Origin of the sequence: Paenibacillus dendritiformis, from assembly GCF_015845845.1 — a bacterium.
In the GTDB taxonomy this organism is placed as follows: Bacteria; Bacillota; Bacilli; order Paenibacillales; family Paenibacillaceae; genus Paenibacillus_B; species Paenibacillus_B dendritiformis_C.
The window spans coordinates 23143-39589 of record NZ_LDIG01000050.1; the positions used below are offsets into that span (position 1 = coordinate 23143).

Annotated in this window: 11 protein-coding genes and 3 pseudogenes; 13 read left to right on the plus strand and 1 reads right to left on the minus strand. The window is 56.5% G+C overall.

Annotated elements, in window-relative coordinates; genetic code table 11:
• Positions 1-3 precede the first annotated feature (3 nt).
• The 11 genes and pseudogenes from ABD76_RS01835 to ABD76_RS01880 all read left to right on the plus strand — a co-directional run bounded on the left by ABD76_RS01835 (position 4) and on the right by ABD76_RS01880 (position 10790).
• Complete coding sequence (locus ABD76_RS01835; RefSeq protein WP_197253799.1) at positions 4-816, plus strand: ABC transporter ATP-binding protein; 813 nt, start codon at positions 4-6, stop codon at positions 814-816.
• Positions 800-1318: a HugZ family pyridoxamine 5'-phosphate oxidase gene (locus ABD76_RS01840; protein WP_197253801.1), complete on the plus strand. Its 519-nt coding sequence runs from the start codon at positions 800-802 to the stop codon at positions 1316-1318. Before ABD76_RS01835 ends, ABD76_RS01840 begins: the two co-directional genes overlap by 17 nt.
• Before the next feature lie 28 nt (positions 1319-1346).
• Complete coding sequence (locus ABD76_RS01845) at positions 1347-1817, plus strand: DinB family protein (protein ID WP_197253803.1); 471 nt, start codon at positions 1347-1349, stop codon at positions 1815-1817.
• Positions 1818-1915: 98 nt separating this feature from the next.
• Positions 1916-2857, plus strand: a complete 942-nt coding sequence (locus ABD76_RS01850; RefSeq protein WP_197253805.1) for an ABC transporter ATP-binding protein — start codon at positions 1916-1918, stop codon at positions 2855-2857.
• Positions 2858-2868: 11 nt separating this feature from the next.
• Complete coding sequence (locus ABD76_RS01855; protein ID WP_197253808.1) at positions 2869-3627, plus strand: ABC transporter permease; 759 nt, start codon at positions 2869-2871, stop codon at positions 3625-3627.
• Positions 3624-4613: an ABC transporter permease gene (locus ABD76_RS01860; protein WP_197253810.1), complete on the plus strand. Its 990-nt coding sequence runs from the start codon at positions 3624-3626 to the stop codon at positions 4611-4613. The genes ABD76_RS01855 and ABD76_RS01860 overlap by 4 nt, the downstream gene beginning before the upstream one ends.
• Before the next feature lie 101 nt (positions 4614-4714).
• Positions 4715-7303 carry a winged helix-turn-helix domain-containing protein gene (locus ABD76_RS01865; protein ID WP_197253811.1) on the plus strand — a complete coding sequence of 863 codons (2589 nt, stop codon included), beginning with the start codon at positions 4715-4717 and terminating at the stop codon, positions 7301-7303.
• A 150-nt stretch (positions 7304-7453) separates the two neighbouring features.
• Positions 7454-8266: pseudogene (locus tag ABD76_RS01870) on the plus strand (GNAT family N-acetyltransferase); the annotation flags it as partial.
• A 129-nt stretch (positions 8267-8395) separates the two neighbouring features.
• Positions 8396-8692: pseudogene (locus tag ABD76_RS29115) on the plus strand (alpha/beta hydrolase); the annotation flags it as partial.
• An 8-nt stretch (positions 8693-8700) separates the two neighbouring features.
• Positions 8701-8979 carry an alpha/beta hydrolase gene (locus ABD76_RS01875; RefSeq protein WP_338125001.1) on the plus strand — a complete coding sequence of 93 codons (279 nt, stop codon included), beginning with the start codon at positions 8701-8703 and terminating at the stop codon, positions 8977-8979.
• 107 nt (positions 8980-9086) lie between these two features.
• Entirely contained in the window at positions 9087-10790 is a 1704-nt protein-coding gene (locus ABD76_RS01880; protein ID WP_197253823.1) for an alkaline phosphatase family protein, read from the plus strand.
• 66 nt (positions 10791-10856) lie between these two features.
• Here the strand turns inward: ABD76_RS01880 and ABD76_RS01885 are convergent, their stop codons facing one another.
• Positions 10857-12899, minus strand: a complete 2043-nt coding sequence (locus tag ABD76_RS01885; RefSeq protein ID WP_197253825.1) for a serine hydrolase — start codon at positions 12897-12899, stop codon at positions 10857-10859.
• Positions 12900-13317: 418 nt separating this feature from the next.
• On the opposite strand from ABD76_RS01885, the gene ABD76_RS01890 reads away from it, so the two are divergent.
• Together ABD76_RS01890 and ABD76_RS01895 are read left to right on the plus strand one after the other, a co-directional pair.
• Positions 13318-14136, plus strand: coding sequence for a GNAT family N-acetyltransferase (locus ABD76_RS01890; protein ID WP_197253827.1), 819 nt, complete (start codon positions 13318-13320; stop codon positions 14134-14136).
• Positions 14137-14306: 170 nt separating this feature from the next.
• Positions 14307-16387: pseudogene (locus tag ABD76_RS01895) on the plus strand (serine hydrolase domain-containing protein).
• The last annotated feature ends 60 nt before the right edge of the window (positions 16388-16447 follow it).

Genomic DNA, 16447 nt, shown 5'->3' on the forward strand with positions numbered 1-16447 from the left:
CTCATGCTGAAGGTGCAGTCGCTGAACATCCGGTATGCGGATAAAACCGTAGTTCATAACTTTTCCCTCGATGTGAAGGAAGGGGAAGTCGTCTCGATTATCGGTCCGAACGGCTCGGGCAAATCAACGATACTGAAGGCGATGACCCGTCTCATTCCATGCGAGAGCGGCCGGGTATGCATTGCCGATCGGGAGCTGCGTTCGCTCAGCACGAAGCAAGTGTCCCGGCTTCTGTGCATGCTCTGCCAATCGAACGCCAGTCCGGCGGACATGACGGTAGGGGAACTGGTCAGCTACGGCCGCATGCCGCATAAGAAATGGTATGAGCGCCTCGACGCCGAGGATGAAGAGGTGATTCAATGGGCCTTGGAGCAGACGGGCATGCAGGGATACAAGGATCGGCTCGTCGCCTCCTTATCCGGGGGAGAAGCCCAGCGGGCCTGGCTGGCGATGGCGTTGGCCCAGCGTCCGAAGGTGCTGCTGCTCGATGAGCCAACCACGTATCTGGACATCGCGCATCAATTGGAGGTGCTGGAACTCGTCCGCACGCTGAATCGCGAGCTGGGGCTCACGGTCGTCATGGTGCTTCACGATCTGAACCATGCGAGCGCGTACAGCGATCGGGTGTGTGTAATCAAGGACGGGAGTCTGCGCCTGTACGGCACGCCGCAGGATGTGTTTACGATGGAGCTTATCCGCAGCGTGTACGGCGTGGAGACCGAGATCCAATACGGGCCGGACAGCGATTGTCCGCGCATTCATGTATTGCAAAAATGGAACAGAAAAGCGGGGGATGTTCATGAAGCCATTGGATAACGAAACGGTTAAGCTTCAATATATGCAATTGACGGATCGCGTGAAGACATTGATGCTGGCCACGATCGACGAGAACGGCCGGCCCTTTGTCTCCTATGCGCCATTCGTGAAGAAGGACGGGAAGCTGTATATCTATATTAGCCGCATTGCCAATCATTATCGCCATGTGGAGGCCAATCCGGACGTCGATGTCATGCTGATCGAAGATGAATCCAACTCGGCGAACCTGTTCGCCCGCGAGCGCGCCCGCTACGTGTGCCGTGCCGTCAATCTCGGCAATGAAGGCCATGAGGAGCTGTTCGAACAGTTCGAAGCCTCGTTCGGCGCTCCCATGATTCGGGTGCTGCGCGGACTCGATTTCTCGCTGTTCGAGCTTACGCCGCTGGAGGGCCGGTATGTCGCGGGGTTCGGCCAGGCGTATGATATCGATCTGAACGCCGACCGATTCGAGCATGTCGCGCGGGACGGGCATTCGCAAACCGCCAAGCAAGCCGCCACATGACCGGACAATGGGAAAGGAGCCAAAAGCAATGACCTATTCATCTGTAGCCGTCATATGGAACACGCTTCATGAACGCTTCTACAATATGGCCAGCAGCTTGCCGGAGGAAGCTCTGGGCTTGCGCATCGGGACCGCCTCGATCGGCTATATGCTCCGCCATAATGCGGAAGTCGAGTATTTGTTCGCGGAATGGTTCTTCCGGCGCGGGCTGCCTCCGGGGCTGGAGATCTTGACGAGCCGCGGGCCTGCGGCAGGACGGGACCGGGCCGAATTCATGGATCGGGATGGACTGCTGGCCCTGCTGCGCGCCTCGAACGAACACGTGACGGAAGCGATGCGCGAGCTGCCCGAGGAGGCTTGGCAGGCGGCGGTGGATTCGCCGATGGGAGCCTCGACGCCGCTGGAGGCGGTCAGCCGGCTGCTCTATCATACCGGCCTGCATGCGGGCCAGATTTCTCTTATCCACAAGCATGCCCAACCGTCCGGGCAAGCCATGTGACTGCGTCGGAGACAAGAATCAACCTTCGGAATCAACCGAACGGTTGATTCTTTTTTTGTCCCTTCGTCGTAACATGAAGGCCAGAAGGAGGGATACGCATGAGTCAACCGATATTGCAGGTGACGGGGTTGGAGAAGCGCTTCAACGATTTCCGGGCGCTGCAGGACATTTCGTTCGAGATTTTTCCGGGAGAGATCGTTTGCTTTCTTGGGCCGAACGGAGCGGGGAAAAGCACGACCATCAATATTTTGGCCGCGTTATTGCGATATGACGGCGGAGAAATCCGGTTCCAGGGGGAACGGGTGGAGAAGCATCCGGCCCGGTTCAAGAAGAGCCTCGGCATTGTCCCGCAAGATATCGCGATATACGAGAATATTCCGGCGGAGGCGAATGTGAAGTTCTTCGCCGCCTTGTATGGATTGCGCGGCGAACCGCTCCAGCGGGCCGCTGAGGAAGCGCTCGGCTTCGTCGGGTTGTCCGGGCGGAAGCGGGAGAAGCCGAAGACATTCTCCGGCGGCATGAAGCGCCGGTTGAATATCGCCTGCGCGATCGCACACAAGCCCCGCTTCATCATTATGGATGAGCCGACCGTCGGGATCGATCCGCAATCGCGCAATCATATTTTGGAATCGATCAAGGCGCTGCGCGACGAAGGGGCCAGCATCATTTATACGACGCATTATATGGAAGAGGTCGAAGAGATTGCGACCCGCATCATCATCATCGATCACGGGCGCATGATCGCCAGCGGCACGAAGGACGAACTGAAGGAGCAGTTGGGGGAAGAGAAGCTCTACGATGTCGAAGTGGAGGACGCGAGCGTGGCCGATCCGGATGAGCTGTACCGGATCGATGGAGTGAAAAACGTGTACGCAGACAATAACCGCATCCGGATTACGACCTTAAAGGGAATCGAGAACCTCGATAAAATCATTGCGCTTCTGATGAGCCGGGGAATGAAAATTATCAATTTGACGAGCGCGTCCGCCAGCCTGGAAATGGTATTCCTCAAGCTGACCGGCCGGACGCTGCGGGATTGAGGTCGACGCAGATGCCGTCAACTCTGTACAGATTCCTCGTCATTCTGAAGCGCGACATCGTTAATCTGGCGTTGAATCCGGTGCTTCTCCTGTCGAATTCGGTGTTCCCGCTGCTGCTGATGCTCATTCTCGGATATTTGGCCCGCGGCATCTATGGCGGCGGCGAAGTGACCTCCTACGATTATTACGGGGTGACCATTCTCCTGTTTACGTCCCTGAATGTATCGATGATCGCCTCGAACAGCTTCATGGAAAAAAGCTTGAAGAAGAGCAACTTGCGGATTTTGCACGCTCCGGTGCGAACTGCCTATCTGTATCTGTCCAAAATCGCAGCCACCTTCTGCTTCTCGACGCTGAGCACGCTGCTGCTGCTCGCCCTGGCCCATTGGCTGCTTGATGTTCACTACGGCGGGAGCGGCTGGATCGCGGTCGCGCTGATTCTCATCGGCTTCAATCTGTTCTCCGCCGCCCTCGGCGTGTTGATGTGCTGCCTCTGCCGGAGCGAGGAGACAAGCAATAAAATTTTGAGCTTCGTCAATAACCTGCTGGCCCTGATCGGAGGCCTGTTCTTCCAGTGGGACGGCCTGGGCCGCGCCGCGGAGATTCTATCCTATCTCTCGCCGGTGAAATGGGTGGCGGAAGCGGTGTTCCGCGTCATCTACGATCAGGATGCCGGCATGGTCTTGCCGGTGCTGGGCGGCTTCGCCGCCGGCTCGCTTGTGCTGCTGTGGGGCTGCAGCCGGATTTTTCACGCGGAGGACTATGTATGAGGGAAATGGCATATGTTTTTCATCATAATTGGTTGAGATTAATGAGCCGCAAGGCGATTATGGCGATAACGGCGATGATGACGATCGCCTCGGTTGGCGCCGCGCTGCTGTTGACAACGGCACATGATTCGAGGGGGAGCATCGCCTTCGTAACGGCCGCTTCCGAGCCGGATGAGGCTTCCCTTGCCGGTTTGCGCGATTTCGAGGTGAAACGGCTCGCGGAAGTGCCGCGCAAGTCCGAGCTGGTGCGCAACAAATATGATGCCGTCATCATCGATGAAGAAGACGGGAGCTACACGATCGAGACGATCAAGAGCGAAGCGTATGCCACGATGGTGCGGCAAGCGTTGGAGTATCCGGAACAGCCGCTGCCGGAAGCGAAGAAGCGGGGCGCCGGGGCGAACATTGCCGGCTTTCTCATGATGTTCGTGCTGCTGCAGGGCATGTTCTATATGAATTTCTTTGCGGAGGACAAGACGCAGGGCACGCTGCGGCGAATTGCGGCCTCGCCGCTGTCCGTCATGAGCTATCTTGCGGTGCAGGCTCTGTTTTGCTTCCTTCTTATCAGCGTTCCGGCCTATCTGTGCATTGCGGGAGCAAGTCTCCTTCCGCGTGCCGATATCGGCTTCACGCTGCTGCAATACGGCTGGCTTATCGCCGTATTGTCCCTGCTGGCATCCGCGTTCGCCCTGTTCATTACGGTCTGTATCGACGATACCGACAATGCGGTTACGACGGCTTCCAGCCTGATTCTCGTCACATCGCTTCTGTCCGGCGGCTTCTACGCCGTAGAGCACGAAGGGGCGATGAACGCGCTGACCTATTGGCTGCCGCAGCGCCAGTATATGGCTGCCGTGACCAGCCTGGAGCGGGCTGCGTATGCAGACGCGGTCATGCCTCTGCTATATGTGCTGATCCTCTCCGGCATCCTGTTCGCGGCCGGCGCCATCATTTGCAGAAGAAGATGCAAGGCGGGAAGATATTGATACGTGCCAGCGGCTCCGGCGTGGTATAGTAAGAGAAGCGGATTCCCAGATGCTGGGTTCCCGTCATGCGGCAGTACACAAGTAAGTGGGGTAGAGGAGAAATGGATCGCATCAGGTTGATTTCGGCCAAGCTTATGGCGCCGGTTCCGCGCAAGCATTATATTCGGAGAGAGCGTCTGTTCGCCAAGCTGCGGCATGCGCAGGAATATAAGGTCGTTGTCGTGCAGGGAAGCGCCGGGAGCGGGAAGACGACGCTGCTCACCTCCTATATGAAGGAAGCGGGCCAGCGTCATTTTCGCTGGATTGCGCTGGACGAGGACAATAATGACCTGTATTCGTTCTGGTACTACGTGTTGGGGGCCTTGAAGGAGGATCTGGGCAGCAGCGCCGACGACTTGTATCAAGTATTCGAAGCGATCCCGCACAAGCATGATATGGAGACGATCTTGACCATGATCGTGAATCAGCTCCATCAGATGGAAGCGCTGACGCTGGTCTTGGATGACGCCCATGTCCTCGATAAGGAGGAGGTGCTTCGTTCCCTGGAATTTTTCATCAAGTACAGTCCGGAGCAGGTCCGGTTCGTGCTGGTGAGCCGCGAAGCGCCGAAGCTGTATTTGGGTGAATCGATGATGGACGGCCAATATGCGGAAATCAACGAATCCGACCTGAAATTTTCAGATGAGGAGGCGGCAAGGTTCCTGCAGCAGACGTTGGCATTGGAGGTGGATGATGACACGGCAGGCCGATTGAATGCGCAGACGGAAGGCTGGGCGGGAGGATTGCAGCTTATTGCGCTTGCGATGTCCCATAAGACCGAGCTCCCATCCGGTCATGGCAGCGGGCTCAACAAATATATGGTGACGTATTTATCCAATGAAATTCTTCGCTCGCTGGACGGAGAAGAGACGCGGTTTCTGCTGCATACGTCCATTCTTGGCTATTTCGATGAAGCGATCTGCAGTGGCCTGCTCGGCATAAGGAATGCGAGGATGTTCATCGACCGGCTGCAGGATAAAAATCTGTTCCTCGTCACGATTGACGAGACAGCCGGTTTATACCGGTATCATCATGTATTCGGCGAATTTTTGCGATATCGGCTGTCCGCGGAAGGCGAAGCGGCGATTCGCGATTTGCATGCCAAGGCGGCGGCGATCTATGAGCAGCGGGGCGATTTGGCCGAGAGCGTGAAGCATTATATCCAGGCCTGGCGGTATCCGGAAGCGATGGACGTCATCGCGCGCATGCCGCAGTCGATGCAGGGCTGGGTGCTGTTGAGGCAGATTCCGTTGGCCTGGCTGAGCGCTAACCGGGATTTGCTGTTCCAGCGGCTGTTCTACCATTTCTGCAATCAGGAGTTCGACCAATGCCGGCTGCTCTTGGAATCGCTGCAATCGGAGCCCGGCAGGGAAGTGGATGGGAGCGTCCTGCAGTTCACCCGCTTCTTCATGGACGAGACCGGTCCCGGCCTGGACTTCGAGCCCTGGTCTCTGGAGGAGATGAAACCGATCGGATTGTCTGCTCCGACGAGAGCGATTATTTACGTGACGAGCTCCATGATGCTCGGCCTCCGGGATCAATACGCGCAAGCGCTGAATTGTGTCGAGCAGGCGCTGGCCCTGGAGGAGTGCAGCCCGAATCCGTATATTCGCTACTTCGCGTTGACGTGCAAATGCCAGCTTCTTGAAGCCATCGGTGAATTCGCCGCCTGCGAACGGCTGTATGCCTCGCTGTTCCAATTGACCGAGGATCATCCATATCTCTCGCCGGGAATGGGGACGTATCTGATCGGAATCGGCGGCATTTATATGAAAATGATGCGGCTCGAAGAGGCGGAACATTGGTTCGGGAAGGTGGAGCGCCAGCTTCGTGGCAATTACCCTTCCATGGAAATGGGGTATGCCTACAACCGGTTGGAAATGGCCCTGCTGCGGGGGGATACGCGGACGGCGGCGGAGCTGATGAGAAAGATAGGGGACGATCCGGCGTTCCGCCATCATCCTTACTACCATCTATCGCTGCTGAGATACCAGTTGACCCTCGGGGAGCCGGATTCCGAGCTGCTGCAGCGGTTCCTGGACAGCGTGCAGGAAGGGGAAGCAAGAGGCAGGCTGCGTTATGATGAGCGGCTGCTCTATGCCAGAGTGCTGGCCGCCCGGGGAGCAACGCAGGAAGCGCTGAAGCAGACCGATGATATTCTGATGCAGGCGCGCAAGCGCAAGCTTCCATTGCTCCTGGTCGATGCCCTGCTGCACAAGATTATGATTTTGCATCGGGAAGGCTGTCGGCCGAGTCCCGAAATAATAAATCTCATCCGCGAAGCCGTTCATTACAGCTATGCGAACGAGATTGCCTATCTCTACCTGTTGGCCGGAGAAGCCGCGCAGCAGGCGCTTCATCGGCTGCTTCAGGAGAAGGAACAGGACCTGCTGGCGAAGGAGAAGGCGTTCATCCAGCGCGTCAGCTCGTGCTGGAAGCGGGATTCCGGCGGAGAAGATGTGCTGACCGAGCGGGAGCGCGAGGTGCTTCAAGCCGCGGCCTCGGGATTGAGGAACAAGGAGATCGGGGAGCGGCTTTGCATTTCGGTTGCCACGGTCAAGACCCATATGATCCACATCTATTCCAAGCTCCAAGCCTCCAACCGGGTGGAAGCGATCGAGAAGGCGCGCCAGCTTGGATTGCTGGCTTGAACAAAGTGCGGGAAGGGGGAACGGGGCTGGATCCAGAAGGCCGCATCAGCGTGCGGCACGAAGGCTCGAAGAGAATCTATTGGGAAGGAAATTCGCGCTCTTCAGGCGCTGGATGGCGCCAGCAAAAAATGGCTGAAGGATGTGTTATAGATGATTCAATATGCCCGCTGCACGGAAGCGGCTATGGATTTAACCTATGAAGCGTTTCGCATCGGCTTTTCCGACTACATCGTACCGATGGATATCAATCAGGAAGACTTCGTTAAGCGGTTCTTCGGCCCGGAAGGGAATCAGCCGGAGCATTCCTTCCTCGCGCTGGACGATGGCAAGCCGGTCGGGGTGATTCTCGGTGGAGTCAAGCTGTACGAAGGACGCAAGACGATGCGGTGCGGGACGTTGGCCGTTCATCCCGATTACCGCGGCTGCGGCGTCAGCAAGGAATTGTTCGCCCGGCATAAGGAGGAGGCGATCGCTTGCGGCTGCAGCCAGCTCTTCCTGGAAGTGATCGTGGGCAACGATCGCGCGCTCAGCTTTTACCGCAAGCTCGGTTACCGTAAAATATATGATCTGTCGTATTATCAACGGAAGGAGCTGTCGGGATTGGCTTCGGCACATGTGGAGGGGCTGGCAGTAAGGAGCCTGTCGCAGGACCAGTTTGAACGGGAGGTTCAGGGGTGGCTTCACTTCCATATCAATTGGCAGAATGATTTCGACTATAATCGGCTATCGGAAAACAACTCCTTTATCGACGCCTATCTGGACGAGAGGCTGGTTGGCGGAATGTGCGTGAACCGGAACGGGAAAATCAGCTTCTTATACGTCGACCCGGCTTACCGCAGCAGAGGCATCGCGTCCGCGATGTTGGGGGAAGTCAGCCGCATGCTTAACTTGACCGGCTTCTCGATCGGCTTTCCGAACAACCACTCGCTGGAAGGCTTCTTGATGGGCAAGGGCTTCGAGGAACCGTTCTCGGCCTCAGGATATTTTGATGCCGCTCCCAGCACGGGCGCCGTATGGTCGCAAGATGTGGACTTCCTCATCGATCAACTGGAATTGCTCCATGACGGCACGATGTCAAGCCCGCTGCAAGGGAAAAACGACTTGAACCGGATCGGCATGATGGGGCACTCGTTCGGAGGGGCCACGGCTTTTGAAGCGATCTATGCGAACCCGCGCGTCAAAGCCGGGATCAACATGGATGGCGCTCTTTATGATGTGGAAGACAAAGGAACTCTTCCGAAGCCGTTTCTGTTTATGGAAGCGGAAGATTTTATGGCGAGAAAGCGGCAAATCGAGCAGATAAACGAGAAGACGATCACGGACGAAGAATTGAGCAAAATGTACTTGACGCGGGAGATGCTGCACGGCTTGAAAACGCAATACGCCTGATCGATCGCGTGGCCCAGCAGGGAGCGACGCTGGTGTGCATCGAGGGGGCGGCCCATTATAATTTCACGGATTTCCCGCTGTTCTCGGGCTTGCTCCGCTACATCGGCATGGCGGGCGACATAAAGGGGGAGAGAGGAGCAGACATTATCCATCGATATGTGCTCGATTTCTTCAACAAGCATCTCAAAGGAAACGGAGGCAAGCTCCTGCAGGGTCCAAGCTCGGAGTACCCGGAGGTGAAGTTCCCGTATCTTTCGGATCCGCAGATGCGCCCTGCGGGTAAATAGCATGAGGAACGTGCAGCATCAGCCGCCTGCGCCATCGGCGTATTTTTCCATAAAAACAGCATAAAAGCCCGTTTTATTCGCACCCTATAGGTAGGATGAGGTTATTCATGCCAAGTCGGCAGGGAAGTTTTCCGGAGATCGCAGATTCATCGGTCTCCGCCTGCCATTGGCTCGTAGCCTACTTCATGTATAGGTGGGGTGACACGTACTTGCGGCTCAAAATGAGGTGTTTTATTGTATTGCTCTGCATTTTGGCAATCGCTCCCGGATGCCAGAAGCCCGAACCGAAAGCGAAGGAAGACCGAATCCAACTGCAGTCCATTCCAGGCACCGGTTCCAAGAAGGTTATCTATCTGATGATCGATTCCTTGATGGCGCAAGCCATCGATCGGGGCATCGAACGGAATGAGCTGCCTGCGTTCCAATTTCTTGTCGAGCACGGGCAATACTATAAGAACATGGTCTCTTCTTTTCCGACGATGTCCGTTACGATTGACAGCTCTCTGCTGACGGGAACGTATCCCGACGAGCATCGAATCCCGGGACTGACCTGGTATTCATCGTCCGAGAAGAAAGTCATTAATTACGGGACGGGCCCGATGGAGGTGGTGAAGCACGGCATTAACCCGGTATTGACAGATCTGCTGCTGCATCTGAACGGCTCGCATCTGAATCCCCAAGTTCCGACCATCTATGAGGACCTGGCCCGGCGCGGGCAGACAGCAGGCTCCATTAACGGGTTGATTTTCCGAGGGACGAAGAAGCATACCTTATCGATTCCCGCCTGGATTCAGCGTCCTGCCTCCTTGCCGCGGCAGATAGAGGTGACAGGCCCCGATCTGTTGGCGCTCGGCGCATTTTCCAACCCGTTCGAGGGGAAGGTTGATCTTCGCGACGGCATTACCCGTCGTATAGGGTTGAATAATGCATATTCCGTGGAAGCGGCGAGATACTTGATAAGCCACAACCAACTGCCGGATTTTTTATTTGTCTATTTGCCGGATCTGGATCAGAAGCTGCACAAGAATGGACCCGGGGAACGAAGGGGCGTCCGACAAGTGGACCGGCAGCTTCGTTCGCTGCTCGAAGAATTCGGCTCGATGGAAGACGCTTTGCGGCAGGCGGTATTTATCGTTGCCGGGGATAGCGGCATGACGTCCATTTTGCCTGCCCGGGACAATCCGGTCATCGAGCTGCCTTCTCTCCTTGCCGGCTATAACGTGCTGCGGCCGGGCGAGCCGGTATCCGATGAGACCGACTTGATTCTCGCGGTCAATGAGACGATGGCCTATATTTACACGAACGGCAAAGATAAGCCGCTGCGAAAGGTAGCCGATGCGCTGTCTTCCGATCCGCGTATCGACCTGATCGCGTGGAAGGATAACGGCTGGGTACATGCAGTTCCAGGGAATAAGAGACAGGAGATGCGGTACCGTGCGGACGGGCCGCTCCTTGATGCCTATGGGCAGGCATGGAGGATCGAAGGCGACGCGAAGGTGATGGATCTGCGGATTGATTCCGCGGCGAAGAAGATTGGCTACGGTCAATATCCGGACGGACTGCGGCGCTTATCGGCGGCGCTGCACTCCCATGAGGGAGAGTTCCTCGTCGTCACCGCGAAGCCGGGCTATGAGCTGGCGGATAGAAGCTCCCCGACGCATAAAGGCGGCGGGGGCCATGGGTCGATGCGAAGCGAGGAGTCGCTCGTGCCGCTGATTATTTGCGGCACCGATCGGAAGCCGGAGCATTTGCGCATCATAGACTTGAAGCCGTTTCTGCTCGAATTGCTCGAGCGCAAGGAAGAGTCTTAGAAGATATCGTCCATCATGGACATCCATAGGAAGCAGCTCCCATGCTCATCGGGAGCTGCTTCTTCGTTAGAACAACCCGCCTTCGCGGTATAACCCTTGAAAGGCGTGGTACAGCATATATGCCGCTTCCCGGCGCAGCAGCGGATCCGCGGCACGGACATCGATGCGGCCGTCTGGGCCTGGAACGGTATCCGGACCGAACAACTGGCGGGCCGCGATGCTCTGAACCGCTTCCGCCGCCCAGGAATCGGCTGTCCCGGCAAGCGCCGCCTCGGAAGGCTTCGCCGGAGCGACCTGGACGAGCGTCCGCCACAGGATGGCTGCCGCTTCCTGCCGGCTGATCGCGCGATCCGGTTCGTATGCGCCGCCGGCCGCGCCCTTGATGATTCCGCGCTCTGCCAATGTATTGATATGCCTCAGGTGCGGGTTGGCTTCGATATCCGTAAATGCGGCCGCGCCCCTGGACAGCGGCAGATCGAGCATGCCGGTCAGCAGGCGGGCGAATTCGCCCCGGGTCACTGCTTCCTCGCTATCGGGCCCAAGATCCGCCTGCCCCTTCAGCACGCCCAGCTTCTGCAGTTGTTCCATCGCATCGCGGTAAGGCTGAGCGGCCGGGATGCCGGTGATAGGGGACTGCTCCGGAGTCTTCACCGCCATGCTGTACGGATTCAGATACATCATATATCCGATCGAGCCATCCTCCCGCTCCTTGAATGCCATGGTCAATCCATAGTCATCGATGAACAGCAGCCGATCGATCTGCCGCATTTCCACTTTGCCGCCAACGCTGTCCTCGACGAGCAGCTTGCCATCGTCGGATGCGGCAATGCGGGTCAGGTTCATTCCTTTGCGCGCGTCGCGGTAGAGGCCGGCGAACCGCTCCAGCTCCGGGCGGCTCGGCTTAAGGAAGACCGGATTGGCCGACTCTTCAGGAAAGAAGCGGTTCATGAATGCCTGCATGAACTCCACTCGCAAATGGGAGTTTTTCGTATTATAGGCGATAAAGACTCCGACTTTCTCTTCCGGCAGCAGCCACATCCACGAAGAGAATCCGTCCGTGTCTCCCGCTTTTTCGATCACGTGCCGTCCATTATGCAGCGGATGCAGCGCCGCTTCGAACCCATAGGTCATATTGGGCTTTTTCGGGTGGATGGCATACTGGAAGCGGTGCATCTCCTTTGCCGCCGTTCCGGATAGAATACGATGGCCATCGAGCTCGCCGCCGTTCAGATGGGCCATCATGAACCTGGCCATGTCGCGAGAGGTCGAATGCATGCTTCCGTGCGGAGCGATGGTCGGCGTATAGGCGTAGGGTGCGATCGCCTGGCCCGAAGAGTCATAGCCGACGGCCATGGCGGATCGGGTGCCCGGATCCAGGACGAAGCCGGAATGCGTCATGCCCAATGGCTTGAATATATTGTTCTCCATATATTGCTCGAACGGCATGTCCGAGACCTGCTCGACAATATAGCCCTGCAGCAGATTGGCAATGTTGTCATATTTGAACATCTCGCCCGACTTCCGCACGACGGACGGCATGCGCTCCCGAAGATATTGCTCCATCGATGTATATTGGTCAAAATCGGTATGGATATCCTTCGCATCCATATCCGTATAATCGAAGCCGGTTGTATGGGTCAGCAAATGCTTGACCGTTACCGGTTCCTTGAACGGATTGTTCAGCTTCAAGCCTTCGCCCAAGTAAGCTTCGATATTGTCATCCAGCCCGATCCGGCCTTGATCGGCGAGCTGCATGACCGCTGTCGCAGTAACCGATTTGCTGATGGAGGCAATCCGGACGACCGTATCCGCCGTCATCGGTATCCGTTTCTCGGCGTTCGCCATGCCATACCCTTTATCGAGAAGAACCTGATTGTTCTTCACAATGGCAACGACCGCGCCGGGAGCGCCGGACGAGCGAAAAGAATCGCTTGCAAAAAACGCATCCGCAAATGCCTCCACTTCCTTCAGAACGCTGGGACCGAATGGCTCGGTTGGCGGCTTCGTTCCGATGTTCTGAGTCCCCTGTGCCGCGGCGGACGGACCGAACGCCATGACGGCGGCAAGCGCCAGCGTGAGAACGCGGGCCGCCATGTTTCTTTGCTTCACTGTTTTTTTCCCCTTTCTCCAAGCCTTGGTCGAGTATAACCGCTGACGCGGCGTCGCTTTCAACCCCCAATATGCAGCATGGAAAAAGAATGTTGTCCGGTTGCGGCCGGGCGGCAGAGGAAGGCATGCGGCTGGCGCTGTGCGATTGCGCCATCGCGGACACCGCCCTATAATGAAAATGCGATGGGAGGATTCTCCCAACCGCTTTTCTTATCGAACGCAAGAAAGGGTGATCGTATGTTTTTTCCATCGGCCATCATCTTCCGAACGCTCCATGCAACGTCTGCACGATAACAGATGGCGATAGCTGCATGGAGCTATTGTTAAAATATCGCCGATATTCATTCTGACGGGCTATTTTGTTTTGACGGCAGACTTGCGATCCTTACGATTTTCATAAGATAAGGAGCAAGTTGGAATGAAAGAAATGCATCAACGGATTTCCGCTTACATTCAAAATAATTTTATGGATAAAGTCTCGTTTGTCGCTCGGGAGAGCGAAGGCATGTCCGTGCAGGCAACGGAGCAATATCTGCTGGTCGATTGCGGCATGCCCGCGGATACGTTCAATATTGGCGTTCTGCGGGCAGATGACGCCGGATCAGAGTGCGCTGTGCGGCAGATGACGGATTATTTTGCGGCGCGTGCGTTCCCGATGTCGCTATGGTGCTGGGAGCCGCTGGGCGGAAGACCCCGGCTTGCGATTGAAAATGCCGGGCTAAGTCAGGCGGAGATCAATGAGGGCATGTATGCGTACGCGGAGGATCTGTCGCCGGAAGCGCAGATGCCGGAGGGCTTTACCGTGAAGCAGGTTCGGACTCCGGGGGAAGTGCGGCAATTTGGAGCGGTCCTGTCGTCTTTGTTCGGGGACGGCAGCGAAGCCAAGCATGTCAACCTGTACTATGATCGGCTTGCCGAATCGCCGCTATGGACCCGGCCTGAGATGGCATTGTATATCGGAGTGCTGAGCGATGGCACGCCTGTGAGCGTTGGCTCGACCATACGCAGCCGGGACAGCGTCGGCATATACGATATCGCGACCTTGGACGAATACCGGAAGCGAGGCTTCGGCTCGGCGATGTTCCATCATATTGTGTCCGACATCTTGACCTGGCATGACGGTCTTATCGTCCTGCAAGCTTCCGAAGCGGGAGCAGGCCTGTACAAGCGGGCGGGCTTCCGCCCGGTATGCGCCATTCGGGTCTTTGAGAACCGGCATGGAATGGAGTTGAACTGAATAGGCGTTGACATCGCGGCCCGTGAATGCGGGCATCGGAGCCCCTTCCTGGATCTGCGGATCAGGAAGGGGCGTTTTTCGTTCCTGTTTCAATTTTTTCCAATTTATTTGAACCGATCGCGCTGGCAGATCGTACTAAGTGTTAGATACACAATAAAGGAGGAACTGGAATGAAGAAAAGACTTTCTTGGGTGCTCGCCGCATTGCTTGCGCTGTCCATGATCATGCCCTCAGCTGCGATGGCTTCCCCGGCAGCCAGCAGCCCTGTCGCGGCGGCCGCCCAAGGCTTGGAGAAGATCGCGGCCGAGAAGGCGGCGCTGCTCACCGAATCGTACGGCACGGTCAGCGTCCAGTATGCGCTCATTGACAATGGCAAGCTCATCGTGTCCGGTCAGACCGGCAGGAATGATATGGAAGGGAAGAAGCCGTTACCAAGGATACGATGTATGCGATCGGATCGACGAGCAAAGTGTTTACGGCCGCTGCCGTCATGAAACTGGCAGACGAAGGGAAGATCGATCTCGATGCGCCCTTGGTCCAGTACATTCCAGACTTCACGATGAAGGATGAGCGGTACAAGCAGATTACGCCGCGCATGCTGCTCAACCATTCCTCCGGTTTGCAAGGCTCCAGCCTTGCAAGTTCTTTTTTGTTCGAGGACAATGACACCTATGCGCACGATAACTTGCTGAAGCAATTATCCGCCCAGAAGCTGAAGGCGGATCCGGGAGCGTTCTCGGTCTACTCCAACGACGGATTTACGCTGGCCGAGATTCTGGTAGAGAGAGTCAGCGGCATGGATTTTACCGCATTTATTCACCAATATTTTACCGAACCATTGCAGATGACCCATACCAAAACACCGCAGGACGATCTGAAAGGTTACGAAATGGCCGGGCTTTATTTCCCAGTCTATCCAGGACAGCTTCCGAACGAGACCGTCAATGCAATCGGGTCTGGAGGGATTTATTCCACGGCGGAAGATCTGGCTCGCTTCTCGCAATTGTTTACGGGCCGGGCGAACGGCATCCTTTCCGACCAGGCGGTACAGTCGATGGCACAGGAGGAGTACAGGAAGGGGATGTGGCCGGAAGAGACGGATAGTGACTTCAACTACGGCCTGGGTTGGGACAGCGTGAAGTTGTTCCCGTTCAACCGGTATGGAATGACAGGCTTGGCCAAGGGCGGGGACACGGTGCTGTATCATGCGTCACTTGTCGTGCTTCCGGAGCAGGACATGGCGGCGGCGGTGTTGTCCTCCGGCGGCTCCAGTGTGTTGAACCAACTGCTGGCGAGCGAATTGCTGCTGCATGCGCTCAAAGAAAAGGGAGCAATCAAAGCCTTCAAGCCGGAAAAGTCCTTCGGCAAGCCGGTCAAGGCGAAGATGCCCCCACAGGTGGCGAAGTATGCAGGCTATTACGGCCTTTCCGGCCAGAATATCCGGATAGATATTAAGAAAAACGGAGAGCTGACCCTGCCGGTGAGCTTTATAATGGACAATTCGAAGGAAAAATATGTGTATACGGCGGATGGAAGTTTTGTCAACGAGAACGGAACTTCCAAGGTCAGCTTCGTCACGGAGAAGAATGGACGCACTTACCCGTGGTTAAGAGAATATGTGACGATGCCGGGACTCGGGCAGATTGCCGCATCCTACTACGCTGCCGAGAAGCTGGAAAAGCATGAACTGCCGAAGGAGACGGCCCGCGCTTGGGCGAAGCGGGAAGGAATGACGTTCTATCTTGTGAACGAGAAGTATACTTCCGTCGTGTACCTCATGATGGAACCGACGGTACAGATTGCCCGTACTGACGAACTGCCGGGCTATCTGGGGGACAAAAAAATAACGGGACCGAACACGGCAGCGAGCCAGCTTCAGATCCCGGTGATGATGGGCCGGGATCTGGCTGAATCCCGCTTCTTCACGCAGCATGGCTCTGAATATATGGAGACGGCCGGCAGATTGTATGTGAGCGGGGCGAAGGTAAAGCCGATCCACGCAGGCAAACAATCCAAGGTCACGCTGCAAGCGGACGGGCATGCCAAATGGTTCACGGTTCCGAAATCGGCCGCGGGCAAGACGATGACCGTTGCGCTCCCGGCGAAGGGCGCGTTCGCGGTTTATGACGAGCAGGGCCAGTGCGTGAACTTCACGGTCGTCAGCGGCAATAACGAAGTGACGCTGCCGGAGAACGGCACGATCGTATTCGCCGGGGCTCCAGGCTCGGAATTCGGCATCGCATTGAAATAACCGTACGAAAAAAACCAGTAAGACACAATGAGATGTGTTTTACTGGTTTTTGCGTTTCCT